17 protein-coding genes and 1 pseudogene are annotated in these 18385 nt (G+C 50.6%); 12 read left to right on the top strand and 6 right to left on the bottom strand.

The annotated features are described in order from the left end of the window. Positions 1–124 precede the first annotated feature (124 nt). The gene (locus M0R33_RS17465; protein ID WP_292572189.1) at positions 125–1024 is read left to right on the top strand and encodes a LysR family transcriptional regulator; all 900 of its coding nucleotides are present in this window, start codon (positions 125–127) and stop codon (positions 1022–1024) included. A gap of 622 nt (positions 1025–1646) precedes the next feature. Here M0R33_RS17465 and M0R33_RS17460 read toward each other — a convergent pair. The 5 genes from M0R33_RS17460 to M0R33_RS17440 form a co-directional block, all read right to left on the bottom strand. Continuing rightward, positions 1647–2165: a hypothetical protein gene (locus M0R33_RS17460; RefSeq protein ID WP_292572186.1), complete on the bottom strand. Its 519-nt coding sequence runs from the start codon at positions 2163–2165 to the stop codon at positions 1647–1649. A 63-nt stretch (positions 2166–2228) separates the two neighbouring features. Next, positions 2229–4541: a DUF1963 domain-containing protein gene (locus tag M0R33_RS17455; RefSeq protein WP_292572183.1), complete on the bottom strand. Its 2313-nt coding sequence runs from the start codon at positions 4539–4541 to the stop codon at positions 2229–2231. A 461-nt stretch (positions 4542–5002) separates the two neighbouring features. Beyond that, positions 5003–5293, bottom strand: a complete 291-nt coding sequence (locus M0R33_RS17450; RefSeq protein ID WP_292572180.1) for a hypothetical protein — start codon at positions 5291–5293, stop codon at positions 5003–5005. A 216-nt stretch (positions 5294–5509) separates the two neighbouring features. Beyond that, positions 5510–6649: a DEAD/DEAH box helicase gene (locus M0R33_RS17445; RefSeq protein ID WP_292572177.1), complete on the bottom strand. Its 1140-nt coding sequence runs from the start codon at positions 6647–6649 to the stop codon at positions 5510–5512. Between the two features lie 236 nt (positions 6650–6885). Then, a complete protein-coding gene (locus M0R33_RS17440; RefSeq protein ID WP_292572174.1) occupies positions 6886–7740 on the bottom strand; it encodes a PA4780 family RIO1-like protein kinase in 855 nt (284 codons plus the stop codon). Between the two features lie 216 nt (positions 7741–7956). On the opposite strand from M0R33_RS17440, the gene M0R33_RS17435 reads away from it, so the two are divergent. The 11 genes from M0R33_RS17435 to M0R33_RS17385 all read left to right on the top strand — a co-directional run bounded on the left by M0R33_RS17435 (position 7957) and on the right by M0R33_RS17385 (position 18085). Further along, entirely contained in the window at positions 7957–8673 is a 717-nt protein-coding gene (locus M0R33_RS17435) for a YebC/PmpR family DNA-binding transcriptional regulator (protein WP_292572172.1), read from the top strand. Between the two features lie 424 nt (positions 8674–9097). Continuing rightward, positions 9098–9568, top strand: coding sequence for a hypothetical protein (locus M0R33_RS17430; RefSeq protein ID WP_292572169.1), 471 nt, complete (start codon positions 9098–9100; stop codon positions 9566–9568). Positions 9569–9621: 53 nt separating this feature from the next. Next, positions 9622–10365 carry a DUF547 domain-containing protein gene (locus M0R33_RS17425; protein ID WP_292572167.1) on the top strand — a complete coding sequence of 248 codons (744 nt, stop codon included), beginning with the start codon at positions 9622–9624 and terminating at the stop codon, positions 10363–10365. Positions 10366–10404: 39 nt separating this feature from the next. Further along, positions 10405–10836, top strand: coding sequence for an SRPBCC family protein (locus tag M0R33_RS17420; RefSeq protein WP_292572164.1), 432 nt, complete (start codon positions 10405–10407; stop codon positions 10834–10836). Then, entirely contained in the window at positions 10833–11237 is a 405-nt protein-coding gene (locus M0R33_RS17415; protein ID WP_292572161.1) for a hypothetical protein, read from the top strand. The genes M0R33_RS17420 and M0R33_RS17415 overlap by 4 nt, the downstream gene beginning before the upstream one ends. Before the next feature lie 160 nt (positions 11238–11397). Continuing rightward, positions 11398–13548, top strand: a complete 2151-nt coding sequence (locus tag M0R33_RS17410; RefSeq protein ID WP_292572158.1) for a bifunctional TVP38/TMEM64 family protein/FAD-dependent oxidoreductase — start codon at positions 11398–11400, stop codon at positions 13546–13548. Between the two features lie 3 nt (positions 13549–13551). After that, complete coding sequence (locus tag M0R33_RS17405) at positions 13552–14235, top strand: TIGR04283 family arsenosugar biosynthesis glycosyltransferase (RefSeq protein ID WP_292572155.1); 684 nt, start codon at positions 13552–13554, stop codon at positions 14233–14235. Next, positions 14235–15026 carry a sterol desaturase family protein gene (locus M0R33_RS17400; protein WP_292572153.1) on the top strand — a complete coding sequence of 264 codons (792 nt, stop codon included), beginning with the start codon at positions 14235–14237 and terminating at the stop codon, positions 15024–15026. The genes M0R33_RS17405 and M0R33_RS17400 overlap by 1 nt, the downstream gene beginning before the upstream one ends. A gap of 3 nt (positions 15027–15029) precedes the next feature. Beyond that, positions 15030–15692, top strand: a complete 663-nt coding sequence (locus tag M0R33_RS17395; RefSeq protein WP_292572150.1) for a TIGR04282 family arsenosugar biosynthesis glycosyltransferase — start codon at positions 15030–15032, stop codon at positions 15690–15692. Between the two features lie 410 nt (positions 15693–16102). Next, positions 16103–17014, top strand: a complete 912-nt coding sequence (locus M0R33_RS17390; protein ID WP_292572147.1) for a hypothetical protein — start codon at positions 16103–16105, stop codon at positions 17012–17014. Positions 17015–17557: 543 nt separating this feature from the next. Then, entirely contained in the window at positions 17558–18085 is a 528-nt protein-coding gene (locus M0R33_RS17385) for a hypothetical protein (RefSeq protein WP_292572144.1), read from the top strand. Between the two features lie 53 nt (positions 18086–18138). Here the strand turns inward: M0R33_RS17385 and M0R33_RS24470 are convergent. After that, positions 18139–18261: pseudogene (locus M0R33_RS24470) on the bottom strand (hypothetical protein); the annotation flags it as partial. Positions 18262–18385 lie beyond the last annotated feature (124 nt).

Raw genomic sequence — 18385 nt, 5'->3', positions numbered from 1 at the left:
AAATTATGAAAGGTTAGTCTTAGGCCTGGGTGAAATTCAGCAGGCGGGTACAGTGTGCCTAATTGCATAAAAATAAAGAATATCTATAATTTTCAATTAACTATTCCGATAACTGGAATTATCAATGGCTAGATTGCATTTAATGAGCGTGTATGTCGCGGTGGTCGAAGCGGAAGGCTTTGCCGGCGGCGCTCGTAAGCTACACATGTCGCCGCCGGCCGTGACGCGGGCGGTGGCGGCGTTGGAAGAGCGTTTGGGGGTTAAATTGCTGAACCGCACCACCCGCTATGTAAGGATGACCGAGGCCGGCCAGAAATATTACGAAGATGCCAAGCGCATCATCGCCTTGGCCGATGAAGCCGACGACGCAGTGCTGGGCATCAACGCCGAACCGCGCGGCCAACTCACCGTCACCGCCTCGGTGTTGTTCGGGCGCTTGTATGTAATGCCGGGTATCGTCGACTATTTGCGCCGCTATCCGGCTGTGGAAATCAACGCGCTATTCGTCGACCGGGTGGTCAACATGCTGGAAGAAGGCGTGGACGTGGCGATTCGCATTGCCGAATTGCCCGATTCGTCCTACCGGGCGCTGCGAGTCGGCTCGGTAAGGCGGGTGCTGTGCGCGGCGCCGAATTATTTGAACACGCACGGCATTCCGCAAACGCCGGACGATTTGTTGCAGCATAAAATCATCCTGGCGCGCAGCTTGAATCCGCATAATGAAATGCGTTTTGCGCGCGACGGCCAGCCGCAGACAGTAAAGTTACAACCGCTATTGAGCGTCAGCGATAATGACTCGGCGGCCGGCGCGGCCATGGCCGGCCTAGGCATTACCCACTTACTGTCCTACCAAATCGCCGCACCGCTGCGGGCCGGCAAACTGAAAATCGTGCTGGCCGAGTTCGAGCGCCCGCCGGTGCCGGTGCATATCCTGCACCGGGAAGGCCGACACTCGTCGGCCAAAATTCGTGCCTTCGTCGATCTAACGGCGGAGCGCTTGCGGGCGGAGTTGTCCCTGAATTAGTCAATTATCCCCATAGTATCGAGCCCGCATGGCTATGCTTAGCATTGGCGAAACATGAACAACACTGACTGCGTATTCCGATCAAACCCGCCAGACATTCCGATACAAATCCAGCCAGATTTTGAACGCCGGACATCGGCCACTATGCATAGTACGCAACTATGAGTAGTCTTAAAAAGCTATCGGCTGCATAGCCTAATTTCACTGATGTTTCGACCTGTCATCAGTTAAAAAGCTTTACATAGTTTTGCAGGTTTTCTGAAATGACAATTTATTCGCTTCAGACAATTCAAAGAACATTTGTCAGGCATCGCATATGAGGATGGCTGCTTCAGTGCCAATTGATACTCTACATCGTGGCTCACTTGCTTGAATGTCGCCATGTGCAACCAGTTTGAAGCCTTATTCTAGCTGGTAATAAATTTACGCGTTTCCTTCAAGCATTAAAACTATGCATAGCGACTCTACTGTTAGTCGCAGGAAACCCGTGGGGTGTAGATTACTTCTATTCATAGTTAGGTTCTATGCATAGTGGCCGCTATGTATAGCTATCCATAGCGGCCAATACCGGTCAATCACCCATTGTCGACTAATGGCAGCTGGTAACCAGAAAGGCGTCGTTCTATTTTGTATTACTCATGAAGTCATCGATACTTTCAATTGGCAAGGCAAAATCAAATTGATAACTAGTAGGTTGTTTATCTGATCCGGAGAGCATTATTGGTGGCGATTCTGGTAACACGGGGCTAAGATTTCCCTCAAGACGTATTTCCAATGTAATACCCGAATTTTTGCAGGTAGCAGTGATTGTTCGTATATCTCTCGTATAAGCACCATCAGTTGCTCTTTGATAGCCTTCATTTTGCCACATTACGCCAATGTCTTTGTCTTCTCGACAAAAATGTCCGTCGGAAAATAACTTATGCATCTGATCGGGAGTTAGGCAATGAAACCGAAAATACGGACCTGTGGCTTTGTATTCTTTTTTTAAAGTGATCTTTGCTGGCAAAATCAGAGGAGATTTTTCATGATAGTAGTTTGGCCATACTTGCGCTAAAAATAAGCCACTACTTCTAGCCTCAACTCGAAGGCGCGAATTAAATATAAACCATTGTTTTGTAGATTCTTGATACATCTCCATGTCATCTCTTTTAATTTTTACCTCTACCCAATTGCTCAATCGCTAAAAATTTTCGGCTTTTAACTAGGTGCACTCCGCCGTCATAAAGGCTTTATCGAAACGCATGGCCTTTAAATCCTCGGAGCTGATCCAAAACTGTAATGCTCCACTGCCAAAATTGCTGAATAAATATCGATCGTTTTGCACTTCCAGCAATAGCACTTTAACTTTGAATTTATCTGCTGCATGTTGGATGCAGTCTCCGTAGCCCAGGCATTTATGAAAATGCAAAGGTATATCGTCGTTTGGTAAAAGATCATTAAACGCCTGTATAGGGATTCGCGCCGCAGCTTCTGCGGAATTACCGACGCACAAAGCAGTAGCAGCATTTAAGGCGGACAAGCAAGCCCAGTGCAAACGGTCCCCGAAAAACTGGTAATATGTTTTATCGCTGTTCGAAGTGTCGACTCTTGGAATGCTATACGGAGTTTGCCAAACAGGATCGCCTTTCGATTCGATCAGATGCGCTAAACGGATGCCACCACGAGCGCAGCCGTGATTGATCCAACCAGCCACCCAATCGATGAAGTGGGCTTTTTCTTCGGTAGTTGGTTCCTCATACGGCTCATCAACGAATTCTTCGTAGTATGTAACCGCTTGGCGATAAAGATGTTCGAGTTCCAACCAGTACTGGAAACCGTTGTATAAATCCGGATGTTGGGTCTTAACAGATTCATCTAACGCCTGAAAATCGTCGGTATTGAGCAAATAATCCGGGTGCTCTTTGATTTCGCCGTAGCCCCAACTGTATTGATTTCGATAACGGCTATCCAGTCCCAATAATTCTTTGAGTCCGGATAGATGTCCTTTGATTAAACTGTCAAATTCTTCGCGCGTTTTGGAGAGGATTTCCAAAATCGTCCTGGTAATGTGCATTCGGCTCCATGGAAAGCCGATTTCATAGGTCGTAAACGGTTTTTCCAAGTGTTGAAAGAAATAAACCGGAACGGTTTTGGGAAACAGCTTTATTGGTTGTATTCCCTTTGGCTTAGGGCCGAGGATAGACGTTATTTTGCGGCGTTGGTACTGTTTGTTAATCTGATCTAACAATTCGCATAGATTGTCCTTTCGGTCTTCCATTTCAGAGTCATCGTCGAAATCTAGCAACTCGGAATCGCAGAAATAAGACCAGTCTTCAAGCGTGGCGAACTTGTGCGCCTTAAGATTCATCCTAGGCCATAGCATTGGATTAACAGCGCGCTTTTCGAATGCAGAAAAGAACGGGCCTATGCTCTCCACAAGGTTAAACCAATCTCCCGGCTCAAGATAATCGTCCGGCACGTTGCTAATGCAGTCTACATCTCTATCAACATGAACCAAGTAACATTTCCGTGTATGATTTTCATCCCAACCTCTTTCGAGGTCTTGATCGGCAAAGAAGCAAAGAACGCCAGTGTCGGGTAGGTGACCCGGCACCAGTCTGTTGATTTCCGCGCAATCCAACTGACCGACGAAAAATGCGCGACGGCCTTGATTATCGTAGGGCCAATCCGCATGGGAGTTTAAGCTGGGAATACCGCCTAGGTAAGAACGAGAACGCTGTTCGAATTCGTGCGGAACGTCTCTATGCATCCAAACGCCGTCCCGCCGGCGAGAACAATACTCACATACATATTTCCATATCACCTTGTCATCACAGAGCTTTTTTAACTTTGGTCCTAAATCGACTCGGCATTCAAGCATAGTGACAACTTCCTCGAGACGCTTAGCTTGCTCGTTCGCTTTTTTCTGTTCCCGCTCGATACGTTTAATGGCGCGTTCAACCAACTTGCGGGCCGGTTTGGAAAGGCCGGCCCAGGAAGTTTGCTTTACGTAATCAGTAAATTTTTCTAACTCCTCAGGTTTAACCAAAATAGGCGTAAAGTTTTCCTCGGCCGTCTGCATTTGGGTTGCCGAAGCCATCTCAGCGAATCGGTTAAGGTGATCGATAATTGGTTGTGGCGAACGAAAAATCTCTCGACCTTGTATGGCAATTCGAAAGGAACTACCTTGGCGATCATTGAAGGCGGCAAATGCTTTCTGAATTGCTTGTTCCAAGAGTTCGATATCAAAGTAATCTTCCGTATCGCGCGCAAGCACTTCTATTATTTTCTCGGGGTCTTTTTCAGTCGCATCCTTTTCCTTAATATTCAGCCAGATAGACCCTATAAACAGTCGGTAGAAACGATTAGACCCTTTCGCGTAATGATCCGGATAAGCAATCAATGCGATTTGTTCGGCAATGTCGTATGCAATGGGTAGGCCGATAGGATTTAAGTAGGACCACTCAGGTGAAATTGGCGGTATACCGAGTTTATGCAGTAGCCCTTCCGAGCAACGTTCAGCAACAAGATTCATGAAATTATATTTGTGTAGGATTAAGCGTTAAACAGGTAACCAATGAGCGAGTCTTTACTTCAAATCGTCTAGCCAGTATCGGATTCAGCTTTGCCCAAATCCAAGGCAGCACGAACACAAGGGCTGGTTTCTAAGTTCATTCTTAAAATTAAATTGATGGGTCGATTTGCAACACAACTATCGCATTCGAATTCACGAGTTCGACTTGTGCAACGTATAACATTTTAGTGACGGGATTGTGACAATGAGCGGCCATTGGGCAAATGCCGATCACAGCCGGATTAGGGTCGATAACAACAATACCTCACTCCCTAAACTCGCCATTCACTATTTGCGCAATGGTATGGATGGTTTGGGGGGAATTTGCGCTTGTACGGGCCAAAAAAAATAACGTTGAATAATGTTTTTTGCCACTACTCCTGCCTCAAAAGCCTTGAATGTTGCCGTAGGATAGACTTAGCCTATTCGGGCAAGCTCTCGCCATCCTGTGTTGCCTTTGTTTTGGCGTAGCGCTTTTGACGTTGGGCCAGGAAATAGGCAAAGCCGGATATTGTGCCGCTGGCTGTCGCCAAAGAACCAAGAACGGGTGCCAGCCTGACGCTCAAGGGTTCGTCGGAAATGCCCAGCCACACGCCAAGCGCGTCCAAGCCGGTTGGCGCGGCCAGTACCGCGCCCGCGGCGGATAAGCCCGCAAGAATGCCGGTTGCCATTGAGATATGTTCGACGCGGGCCGCAACGGTTTCGTGGTTCATGCTGAACAATAAATTGCGCTGTAAAAATTAGCGCGTTTTTACTGATTTAGCGTTTGCCCGTCAAGTATTACATCGTCGTATTGAAAGCAAACCGCTTTTTGAAGAAGATTCGGTGCCGGAAGCACCGAATACGTTTTAGGAGAACACCCACCGGCTTTGACAGTTGTTAAGCCGGCCGGCGCGAAAAGGTTAAGCCAATGCCGTTTTCGCCTGAATTCAGGCGGCGGCGAATCCGTCTACCTGTTCGCGAGGAATTTGGGTACCGATAAGCTTTTCCACCAAGCGCAAGGCTTGATATTCGTCTTGCGAAACCAGCGACACCGCCTGACCGATTTTGCCGGCCCGCCCTGTTCTGCCGATCCGGTGCACATAATCGCTGGACGAGCGCGGCAGTTCGAAATTAACCACGTGCGGCAATTGGGCGATATCGATGCCGCGCGCGGCTACATCGGTCGCTACCAGCACACGAATATCGCCGGCTTTAAAACCGGCCAAGGCGCTGGTTCTGGCACCCTGGCTTTTATTGCCGTGTATGGCCGCCGCTTTGATATTGGCTGTGTTGAGCTTTTCGGTGAGTCTATTGGCGCCATGCTTGGTAGAGGTGAACACCAGCACTTGCTGCCAATTTTTGGTTTTAACCAGATGGGTCAGCAAGGCTGTTTTAGCGGTTTTGTTAACCGTATACACCAGCTGATCGATGGTCTCTGCTGCTGAATTTTCAACCGCCACTTCGATTTTCACCGGGTTAACCAACAGGTCGCCGGTCAATTTACGGATATCGGCGGAAAAAGTGGCCGAAAACAACAGGTTCTGCCGCTGCTTCGGCAACAGGGCCAGAATTTTACGGATGTCTCTGATAAAGCCCATGTCTAACATGCGGTCGGCTTCATCCAATACCAACACTTCGACTTTATCCAGCTTGACGGCATTTTGGCTGACCAAGTCCAACAGCCGGCCCGGCGTGGCGGTCAAAATATCCACGCCGCCGCGCAAACGCATCATTTGCGGATTAATTTTCACGCCGCCGAATACCACTTCCGACTTTAAACGCGGAAGTTGGTGGGCGCCGTATTTCAGCACGGATTCACCGACTTGGGCGGCCAGTTCGCGGGTGGGGGTTAATATCAGCGCCCGTACCGGACGACTGCGCCCGTAACTGGTTTGCGCCAGACGGTGTAAAATCGGCAGGGTAAAGCCGGCTGTTTTGCCGGTACCGGTTTGGGCGGCGGCCAATAAATCGCGGCCGGTTAACACGGCGGGTATGGCTTTAATCTGAATGGGGGTGGGCGTGGTATAGCCGGAATCGGTAATTGCTTTTAATAAAGTTTCGGATAATCCGAGATGGGAAAATGGCATTAAGAGTCTCAAAGGGGAAAGGAAGCGGAGTAGCGTTCAAATCCTTTGTGCGATCTTGACGTTTGTCCGGAATGTAAGGGATGACATAGTGACTATGCGTTTCCAATCAGCAGTTTATCACGGTAAGCTTCGGTCCGATTGGAAATATCCTCTCATCGGCCAGCCAGCACTCGCTTCCGGCCTGATTAAAGCTGCCCGAGCCAGATCATCACGGGAATGACCTTGCTCGGGTTTCTCTAGGTCGTTGAAACACCATCCAAGTAGCGTTTGCGCGCTTGGTTTTCCTCGCGCGCGGCGTCAATCTCCCGCACCACGCTGTGCAGATCCGCGGGCTGGTTGCTTTCCTCGAAAAAGCCGGTCAAATTGGTTTCCGGATGCAGGTCGCCAGTTTGATAGAGTTTCCACATCTCTTTGCCGTAGGCGGTAGTCGATAACTCGGGGGCAAAGCGGCCGAAGTAAGCCGCCATATTGTCCACATCCCGTTCCAACATCATCCTGGCGCTATTGTTGCCGGCCGCGTCAACGGCTTGAGGCAAATCGATAATGACCGGACCATCCTTGTCGACCAGCACGTTGTATTCGGACAAATCGCCATGCACCAAGCCATCGCAAAGCATGCGAACGATTTGGGCAATCAGGAACGCATGGTAGGTTCTGGCTTGTTCCGCCGTCATTTCGAGATCGTTGAGGCGAGGCGCCGGCTGGCCGTCCGCATCGGTAACCAACTCCATCAACAAAACGCCGTCGATATAGTTATAAGGCTTCGGCACTCTGACGCCGGCGGCATCCAGGCGATACAGCGCGGTCACTTCGGCATTCTGCCAAGCCGATTCCTGTTCCTGGCGGCCATAGCGGCTGCCTTTTTCCATGGCGCGAGCCCGGCGGCTGTTCCGCACTTTACGGCCTTCCTGGTATAAAACGCTTTGCCGAAAACTACGTTGATCGGCTTCCTTATAGACCTTGGCGCAACAGGTTTCCATGCCGCAGCGAACCACATACACGGCTGCCTCCTTGCCGCTTTTTAGCGAACGAAGTACTTCATCAACCATGCCGTTTTCAATTAAAGGTTCAAGTCTTTTGGGTGTTTTCATGGCCTATATTATGCCGTAGTTGCGAAGGATGACATACCGGCTGAGGTTAGCCCGCGGATATTTTTTGGATACGGCAGTAAAATTCAACTGCCGCCCAGCGTTCGATTTGTCGTACGCCTATGTTCTCGCTACATTCTTAAAAGATTAAAAGTTTTCCTCCGAAAATACTTGCCTGTAAAATCCGGGCTTTTATTTTTTCACTGGAGCAATAACCCAATGGGTAGAGCCTATCAAAACCGTAAAGTATCCATGGCCAAAACGGCGGATGCAAAGACTAAGGTCTACAGCAAATACGGCCGGGAAATTTATGTCGCCGCCAAGGCGGGAGGTATCGACCCATCCGGCAACCTGGCTTTGCGGGGTTTGATCGACCGAGCCAAGAAAGACCAAGTACCGAGTCATGTTATAGACAAAGCTATCGACAAAGCCAAGGGTAGCGGCGGGGAAGATTTCGCTCCGGCCCGATACGAAGGTTTCGCGCCCGGCGGCTGCATGGCCATTGTCGAGTGCCTGACCGACAACCCGAACCGTACCTTCGGTGACGTGCGGCTATGCTTCACCAAAACAAAATGCAAAATCGGCACTCAGGGCACTGTCAGCCACATGTTCGACCATGCCGCTATTTTGGCATTCATGCACACGGATGAAGATGCGGTACTGGAAGCATTATTATCAGCCGATGTCGATGTGACCGATATTGAAAGCGAAGACGGCAAAATTACCGTTTTCACCCCGCAGGCCGACTATTTTAAGGCCAAGCAGGCGTTAACGGATCTAGTGGGCGAAATCGATTTTGAGGTCGATGAAATCCAGTTTCTGCCCAAGGGTTCTACCCCCATCAGCGGCGACGACCTGGTATTGTTTGAAAAATTTTTGGATATGCTGAACGACCTGGACGATGTGCAAAACGTTTTCCACGACGCCGAATATTAAAGGCCGTGCCCGATCGGCGTTGTTTTTGACAAGCTTTTTTTGCTAATCTGAGCCTCCTAAAGCACCGGTTGCCGCGCCCCTCTTTGTCAAAGAGGGGCTGGCGGAAATTTTTCAAGTAAATCCCCCGCCATCCCCCATTTCCAACGGGGAATGTTATTTTTAGCCTATCCTTAAGGCGTGGGTTCTACACTTACGGGTTCAACCCAAGGGTTAGCTGGTTTGTCGCGGTTGCCTGATTCTATGTTCTGAGCGAGCTTTTAGGCAAACCGACAGGCACTCCGGAATTACCATGGGCAGCGGCTGTAAGGAATTCTGTTTCTCGGCGACTAAGCGTCTGATTGTTACCGGAATTGTCAACATCCGCTTGGTTAAAAATCGCCGCGTCCACGCAATGCGGCTGATATTTTAATATCGGGAGAGCGCCATGAAGTGCCTTTATTACCTCTACTCGGGCTTGGATAGTGCCCACGCCAATTACACCAATTTGGGCGATACCGGATTAAATACCTTCAAGACTCATTCAGGCCGTCATTACAGTCAATCGGACATGCCGGCTGTCGGTATTCTTGGCGTGTCGGCGGGCGTCCTGTTCGGGCTATTGACGGCAGCGCTAATGGACGGTTTCCATTTGTTCGGTGCCGATCTACCGCTTAGCGCCTATATCGGACTAACTCTATTCTGGAGCTTATTCGACGCCTGGGGAGGCGGCTTGGTCCGCATTATCGCCGAAAAGCGTAAAACAGCCTTGTTCCAAGCCGAGCCGGCCACCGGCGGTTTTTTGCGCCGTCGATTTACCCCACATCAACCGATGCCGCCGCTGGCCGAGCCGTCATGCTGGCTAATCACCCCGAAGCAAAACCGGCTGCGGCGCAGCCAAATTTCGATAATCCGCTAACCGATCCGTCGGGCGCTTAAGCCCACTCATATTTTTTAATCCTGGAGAAAAGCATGTTGTACAAGTTATTGACGACGGTATTCGCCGGCCTGTTGTGGTTCGCCAGCAGCGCCGGCGCCGAAGAGCCGGATTGGACTAGGTATAAGACCGTATTGAGTCGGGTCAAACCCGGTACTAAAAACGGTGTTGACCTGATGCTGGTGGATTATCCGGCCATTAAGGCAGACGGCAGTCTGGATAAAGCCTATCAAGCGCTTGCTGATTTCGATGTCAAGCGGTTGGTCGGCCGCGAAGAGCAACTGGCGTTTTATATTAATGCCTACAACATTCTGGCCTTAAAAACAGTGGCCGACCGCTGGCCCGTCGACAGTATCAAGGATGTCGGCGGCCTGTTCAGCCCGGTGTGGGACAAACCCGCCGGGGAGCTGGGTGGCAAGACCGTCAGTCTCGGCGAAGTAGAACATAAAATTTTAAGGCCGATGGGCGAACCGCGCATCCATCTGGCCATCGTCTGCGCCTCGGTCGGTTGTCCGGATTTGCGCAACCAGCCTTACACGGCCGGCCAATTATCCTCGCAGCTCGACGATCAGGTACAACGCTTCCTGAACAATGTCGGCAAGGGCTTAAGGGTTAACAAAGACTCGCTGAGCATATCGCAAATTTTCGACTGGTTCGAAAACGACTTCGCTGCCGGCGGCGGTGTAAAAGCCTTTCTGAAACATTACAGAGCCGATTTACCGGACCTTAAAATCAAAACAGACATCGACTACGATTGGTCGGTCAACAGCGGCCGCTAATCACCCTCCATCCATCTATACAAAATTAAGGAGCAGCTCATGCCGCAATGCTATCAATCCATCGTTATCGCAGCGCCTATCGAGCAGGCCTGGGAAACGATTAAAAACTTCCATGATTTTTCATGGGCATCGGACGTCATCGAACATTGCGATGCGGTCGGGAAAATCCGCGGTAACGAAATCGGCGCCAAACGAATTTTGAATGGGGTGTTTCACGAGACTTTGTTGGAATGTAACACTGCGGCGCGCCGCATCCGCTATTCCATCGATGACGGCCCCTCTCCGGTGTCATCGCGGGAGATTAAAAATTATGTCGGCACCCTGCAATTGCGCCCGGTAACCTTAAATAACGGTACATTCGTGGAATGGCGCTCATCCTGGGAAGCACAAACCGAAGACGCCAAAGAGTTTTGCCACCAAATTTACGCAGCGCTGCTGAGAACATTAGCGCAAAAACTGGAGATAGCATGAGCCGTCAAACCGCCTTGCGCTGGTCGTTGTTTTTGATGCGGCTGGCTGTGTTCACGGTCATGCTGATGTGGACGCTGGACAAATTCGTCAACCCCGGCCATGCCGCGAAGATTTTTGCCAAGTTTTATTTGATCCATGGCATTGAGAGCACCGTCCTGACCGTATTGGCCGCAGCGGAACTGGCCATACTGGGCGGCTTTTTACTGGGCATTTACAAACGCTTTTGCTATGCCGCCGTATTGGCGTTTCATTCCGTCTCCACCCTATCCTCCTATCAGCAATACTTATCACCGTTCGAAGGACCGCATTTACTATTTTTCGCGGCATGGCCGATGCTGGCGGGTTGTTTGATGTTATATCTGTTACGCGACGACGATAAACTATTCAGCTTCGGAAAATAGCGTCGCGACTACGGATTTGTAAGGAAAACCGGCCGTAGGCGACCAAATGCCATCTTCCGTCAGTATTATAGGAACTTTAGCATGCTCAAGCAGACAGACTCGTTTAGATACTTTTACCAGCCCAATTTGGCGGATCGTTCATCCGTAACGGAAAAATACTATGACTAGGTCCAGAATCGTAATAATGCTGTTGCTCGCTGCCCTGATCGCGGTATTTTTCGGCTTCGGCCTGCAACACTATCTAACCCTGGAAAGCCTTAAAACCCAACAGGCCGGCATAGCCGACTATCGGCAGCAGCACCCCGCATTGGCCGTTTTATTGTATGGCGCGCTGTATGTCGCCGTGACCGGTTTGTCGTTGCCCGGAGCCGCAGTAATGACCCTGGCCGGAGGTGCGGTATTCGGACTGTTATGGGGTACGCTGATTGTCTCGTTTGCGTCCAGCATAGGCGCGACGCTGGCATTTCTGGCCGCCCGATTTTTGCTGAGGGATTGGGTTAAATCCCGCTTTGGCACCCGTTTGCAAGCCATAGACGCCGGGGTATCGCGCGACGGGGCATTTTATTTATTCACCCTGCGTCTGGTGCCGCTGTTTCCGTTTTTCATGATCAATCTGGCGATGGGATTAACGCCGATTAAGACCCGGACCTTTTATTGGGTCAGTCAGGTCGGGATGTTGGCCGGCACGCTGGTTTACGTCAACGCCGGCACTCAATTAGCGAAACTCGACTCTTTATCCGGTATTTTGTCCCCGGCCTTGCTGGGTTCGTTTGCCCTGCTGGGGCTATTTCCGCTTTTGGCCAAGAAAATGCTCGATTTTATTCAAGCCCGCAAGGTCTATGAGGGCTGGAACAAACCGGCCCGCTTCGACAATAATCTGGTGGTGATAGGCGCCGGCGCCGGTGGCCTGGTGTCGGCCTATATCGCCGCCGCGGTAAAAGCCAAGGTCACCCTGATCGAAAAACATAAAATGGGCGGCGACTGCCTGAACACCGGCTGCGTGCCCTCCAAGGCACTGATACGCTCGGCCAAGTTCTTGTCGCACGTCAAGCGGGCCGGCGAATTCGGCATCGCTAAGGCGGACGCGGATTTCGATTTCGCCACCGTGATGGAGCGCGTGCAACAGGTCATCAAAACCGTAGAACCGCACGATTCCGTGGCACGCTATACCGAATTGGGCGTGGACGTCATTCAAGGCACGGCCAAAATCGTTTCCCCTTGGGAAGTGGAAGTCTACAGCGCTGACGGGGTGCGCACCATCAGTACCCGTTCGATTGTGATCGCCGCCGGCGCCCGGCCCTTCGTGCCGCCTATCACAGGCATCGAAACGGTCGACTATCTAACCTCGGATACGGTCTGGAATTTGCGCGAATTACCCAAACGGCTATTGGTGCTGGGCGGCGGCCCGATCGGCTGCGAGCTAACTCAAACCTTTGCCCGTCTCGGCAGCCAGGTCACCCAAGTGGAAATGGCTCCGCGCATCATGCTGCGCGAAGACCCGGAAGTCTCCGAACTGGTAATGACCCGTTTTGCGCAAGAAGGCGTCGACCTGCGCGTCAACCATACCGCCAAGGAATTTGCGATCGAAAACGGCGAAAACATCCTGCTGGCCGAATTTCAAGGGCAAACGGTCAAGATAGCCTTTGATCAAGTGTTGGTAGCTATCGGCCGCGCCGCCAATCTGCAAGGCTATGGCGTCGAAGAGCTGAACATCGCCTTGTCGCCGCGCAAAACCATAGACACCAACGCCTTTCAACAAACCAATTTTCCGAACATCTATGCCGTCGGCGATGTAGCCGGGCCGTATCAGTTCACCCACACCGCCGCGCATCAGGCTTGGTATGCGGCAGTGAACGCCCTGTTCGGTTCGTTCAAGATGTTCCGTACCGATTATTCGGTGATTCCCTGGTCGACCTTCACCGACCCGGAAGTCGCCCGAGTCGGTCTGAACGAACAGGATGCCCAAGCCCAAGGCATTGCCTATGAAGTTGCCGATTACGGCATAGCCGATCTGGACCGTGCCATCGCCGACAGCGAAGCGCATGGCTTTGTAAAAGTCCTGACCCAGCCCGGCAAGGATAAAATTCTCGGCGTTACGATTGTTGGCGAACATGCCGGCGACCTGATCGCCGAATTCGTATTGGCCATGAAACACGGCATCGGCTTGAATAAAATTCTCGGCACCATTCATATCTACCCGACCCTCGCCGAAGCCAATAAATATGCGGCCGGCGTCTGGAAACGGGCGCATGCGCCGGTAGGCCTACTGCACTGGCTCGGCCGCTATCACGCCTGGTTACGCAAACACTAAACCATGCAGCCGCAACTCAGCATCGTCATTCCGGTCATCAACGAAGCCGCGCAACTCGCCGAAAAATTGCAAACATTGCAGGGCTTGCGGGACTACTGCCAATTGATAGTGGTCGACGGCGGTAGCGATGACAACAGCCCGGTCGTTGCCGCGGCGTGGGTCGAAAAGGTGTTGCACAGCCAGCGCGGCCGCGCCATACAAATGAATGTCGGCGCCTTCGAAGCCGATGCCGATATCTTGTTATTTTTACATGCCGACACCCGACTGCCCGCCGATGCCGTCAGCTTGATAGTCGATGCCGTTGAGCAGGGCTACCGGTGGGGGCGGTTCGATGTCGAGTTCGACAGTTCCCGGCCCGTGTTTAAGATGATTGCTTTTATGATGAACGGACGCTCGCGACTGACCGGCATCGCCACCGGCGATCAGGCCATGTTTGTAACCCGGCAGGCATTTGCCGCCGCCGGCGGTTTTCCGGAAATCGCCCTCATGGAAGATATCAGCCTCAGCAGCCGCTTGAAAAATCTGGGCTGGCCGTGCTGCCTACATGCTAAAGTCGTCACCTCGGCACGGCGTTGGCAACAGCATGGCGTACTGAAAACCATATTATTGATGTGGTGCCTGCGACTGGCCTATTTTTTCGGCGCCGACCCGAACCGGCTGGCGGCCCAATATTACCGGAAGTCCTGATGGAAGCACTGCTGCGCTTTGGCGTATTTTTCGGCATTTTTTTGTTAATGGCGGCTTGGGAGTTTTTCAAGCCCAAACGCCAGTTGAGTTCGGGCCGTGCGCAACGCTGGCCGGTTAACCTGGGTCTAGCGGCCATTAATGTGTTATTCATGCGAATCAGCATAGGTGCGGCCGCCTGGCTGGCGGCTATCTGGGCCGCAAAGCAACACATCGGCTTGTTCAACCTTGTGTCCGCGCCTGCATGGCTATCGATTACCTGCAGTTTACTACTGCTGGATTTGGCGATTTATGCGCAGCACATTGCCGCCCACCGCTGGCGCTGGTTTTGGCGCTTGCACCAGGTACACCACAGCGATATCGATTTCGACACCACCACCGCCGTGCGCTTTCATCCGCTGGAAATCCTGTTGTCCATGCTGTACAAAGTGGTATTGGTGGTGTTGCTTGGGGTTTCGCCCACTGTGGTAATTGTGTTTGAGATGATTCTGAACGGCTGCGCCTTGTTCAATCACGGCAATGTCGGTTTGCCCGCCGGTTTGGAGCCCCGTCTGCGATATATCCTGGTGACGCCCGACATGCACCGAATTCACCACTCCGCCCTACGTCAGGAAACCGATAGCAATTATGGCTTTTCCCTATCCTGGTGGGATAGGTTGTTCAAAACCTATTGCCCCACGGCAAAGCAGCCGCAAACCAAAATGACTATCGGTTTAACAGGGTTTCGGCAAGTCGACGAACTGAGTTTCAAAAATCTGCTTTGGCTACCCTTTAAACCATTGCGCGAACATTAAGTGATGGATTACCAATTTCCGGATAGTGTGCTGATCGTATTTTGTAAAGCCCCCATCCCCGGACAAGTCAAAACTCGCCTGCAACCGGCTTTAAGCGCGGAGCAGGCCGCCGCCGCGCATGAACAACTGACGCTAATGACGCTGAACCGGGCCTTCCGGCAGCCGCTTTGCCCGGTTCAGCTGTATTGCGCACCGGATAGCCGGCATCCGTTCTTCCATACTTGCGCGGAACAATTTCCGGTCGGTTTGGCCGAACAGCGTGGCGACGAGCTGGGCAGTAGAATGCGGAATGCCTTTAGCGCTGCGTTCGGCCGCTATCGTCATGTGGTGCTGATGGGCTGCGACTGTCCTAGTTTAACCGTCGCAGATTTGCAACAAGCCTTTAACGCACTGCGCAACGGCAAAGATGCAGTGCTGGCGCCAACGGAAGACGGCGGTTATGTACTGATCGGCCTGAATGCCCCTCAGCCTGCATTATTTGCAAATATGCGCTGGGGCCACGATCAGGTGATGGCGGAAACCCGCCGCCGGGCAAATGATGCCAAGCTGAACTGGCAAGAACTCGGCCGGCAGTGGGATGTCGATTGGATAACGGATTGGTATCGCTATTTAGCGGAACTAAAGCCTGATAGCGTAGCAGAGTCATCCGCGGCCGAAATGAAATAAAGGCTCTGCAAAATAAGGCTGGAATTTCGCCGCCGGAACATTCACAGTTTGCTGGAGTGACGCATAATCGGCTGGTTACGACCCATAAGAGCCGGTCGCGTTTCTCCATAGCGGCTAGTCAGCCAAATCCAGATTCTGCGACGGGAGGTCTATAAAGCCGCCGTTGGCGACCTCAACCAAACGGCCATAAGCAGACTGCCACATTTTAGAGGCATTGACAGCAGTTGATTCGTTAGCCGCCGTTCATGGTAGCTATCGATGCTTGATTGCAAAACCTGACCCGGGCGCTCCGCGGGCTATTCAGGAGAAATAAATCAACATCTAGCTTTTGCGCGTTTTAAATATCGCTAAAACGTAACGCCTAGTCTAAAATCACACGCTGATTTTAACCGCTAACAAGCCATGCATCCATGAAACCTGCGCAATTCCAAATCGTTTACGACGGCCCGGCGTTGGAACACCACGAAATGAACGTCAACGATCTGGCTCCGGCTTTACTGGCTATCGGAGTTTTAATGGAAGAAGTCGGTAATGTCATGCACGGGGACAAATTTAAAATCGGCGTCAGCGTAAAAGGTTCGTTCAAAACGGGCTGCTTCGGAATCGAAATGGTCGCATCGGCAAAAAGCCTGATATTGGACGCTATCGATATCTTTAATCACGGCAACACCAGTGCTGTACTTAACGCTGCCGGCATCGTCGGTTTAATAAAAGGTTCGCACAACTCGTTAATTGTAGCTTTGCGCTGGCTGAAAAACCGAAAAATCACGAAAACCGAAGCGCTTAACGATGGCCGTATACGGGTATTTATCGACTACGACCACTTAGACACCGAACAGCTCACTCTAAAATTGCTGCAAAACTACAAAATCCGCAAAGCCTTCGAAGACATGATTGCTAAACCGTTACAGCGTGACGGCATCGAATCTGTAGCGGTCGTCGATCCGGGAGAGGCGGAAACGCCGGTGGTATTGATCGAAAAAACAGAAGCCGGCTACTTTATCACCCCGGAACTCGGTGAAGAGAAAATCAACGACCAAACCACCGTTGTTAATCTGCAAATCGCCAGTGCCGCCTTTGTCGATGGCAACAAATGGCGCTTCTCCGACGGCACACAATCTTTTTTTGCTGAAATACTGGACGAAGACTTCTTGAACCGAGTTAATTCCAACGAAGAAGCCTTTGCCAAAAGCGATATTTTAAAAGTCAAAATGCGTATATGCCAGTGGCTTACGCCAAAAGGCATGAGGGCGGAATACTCGGTTTTGGAAGTGCTCGAACATCGGAGCGCTATGAAACAGATTGATTTGTTTAAACACTGAGTTCGATCTTGCTGTTTTGGTGTTACGCGAGGAAAATGCTTGGTTGCAAGACCTGACCCCGGTGCTTCAGAGACCAATATTTGCCTTAATGCTTTTTAACTTCAAGCGGGGCCACTCTGATGGCGTCATCCTGCTAAAAAAACCTTCCACTTGCACACCCAAGGTCATGTGAGTTGCGCGGCGGACGTAATTAAATATTACAGTTTTTAGTGTCATATATTTGGCCGATATTACAGTTCTAAGTGTAATATTACAGTGAATGGTGTCTTATTGGTGCTTTATGCCTAACAACACATTAGAAGTCGCAAATATTGATCCTTAAATCGCCATTAGTCGTAAATAACGACCATGATTGCAGCCGTACTCAATGTCGGCAAAATATTGCCACTTATTATTGGTGCTAGTCTCGAATAACGGCAAGCCCATGCCGAAAAAGCCATTAGATCGCTATAAAGCCGTCAAAATTCTCTGGCACAAATCATGCTAATAATTTAAAAACTGATCTTGAATGTTTGTCTTGCAGATTTAATAAGGAGATAGAGTATGTTTGTAAACACAATATCGAATACGAACCCAATCTACGGCACCTCATCCGTTGCTAGCAATTATCAATCTAACTCGGCCAATAATATCATTGCAGGCAATGCTGCGAGTAGCGATGATAGCGTACAAATAAGTGGCTCCGCATATAAGGCTTTAAACGATTCAAATGCCACAACATCAGATGGCGTGAAGCTCATCTTTGACCGAGTAAACAGCGATCCTGAGTTCGCAAAGGATATGGCTAATGCCTATACATATTCCAGAGATTTTGAAGTTGTCGATCTGAACAAATTGCCCAGTCTAAGCGATACATCGGCCATGGCTGCATACACTCAGCACGTCAATGACTTTGAAAATGAGGCGAATAACATTAGAGACCAGCGAATTCAGATTTATACTGAGTTGAAAGGCACTGGAGCTAGTGATGCCGAGATATTTAACAAGATTATGCAGTTTAATAAAAGCTTGCCGGAGGACTACCAAGCAAAAACTGGTCTTGATAAGTATAGCCAATATCTATCGGCGTAATGGCTTAAAAGGCCGCCTCTATATTTGCAAATATGGAGGCGGCCATGTCTTTCTTAATATTGATAGTTCACAATGACCTGATCCACTTGGCCGTACGCGGTTGGAGATACCGTACCTGACCCGGCGACGCCGAACGCATAAATCATTTTTTTGTTTGCAAGAAGCCCGTTAAAACTTGTTGTAGGGCCGTAGGGCGGATAAGCGAAGCGTCATCCGCCGATAAAGCGGTAAAACCGTCAATTATCCGGTTCACCCGCTTCCAACAATGCCAAGTCTAACCCCGCCCAATTTAACGGATAA

It is taken from the genome of Methylomonas sp., from assembly GCF_023228165.1.
Classification (GTDB): Bacteria; Pseudomonadota; Gammaproteobacteria; order Methylococcales; family Methylomonadaceae; genus Methylomonas.
Note: the sequence above shows the minus strand (reverse complement) of the source record. Positions and strands in the feature narration are given on the sequence as shown.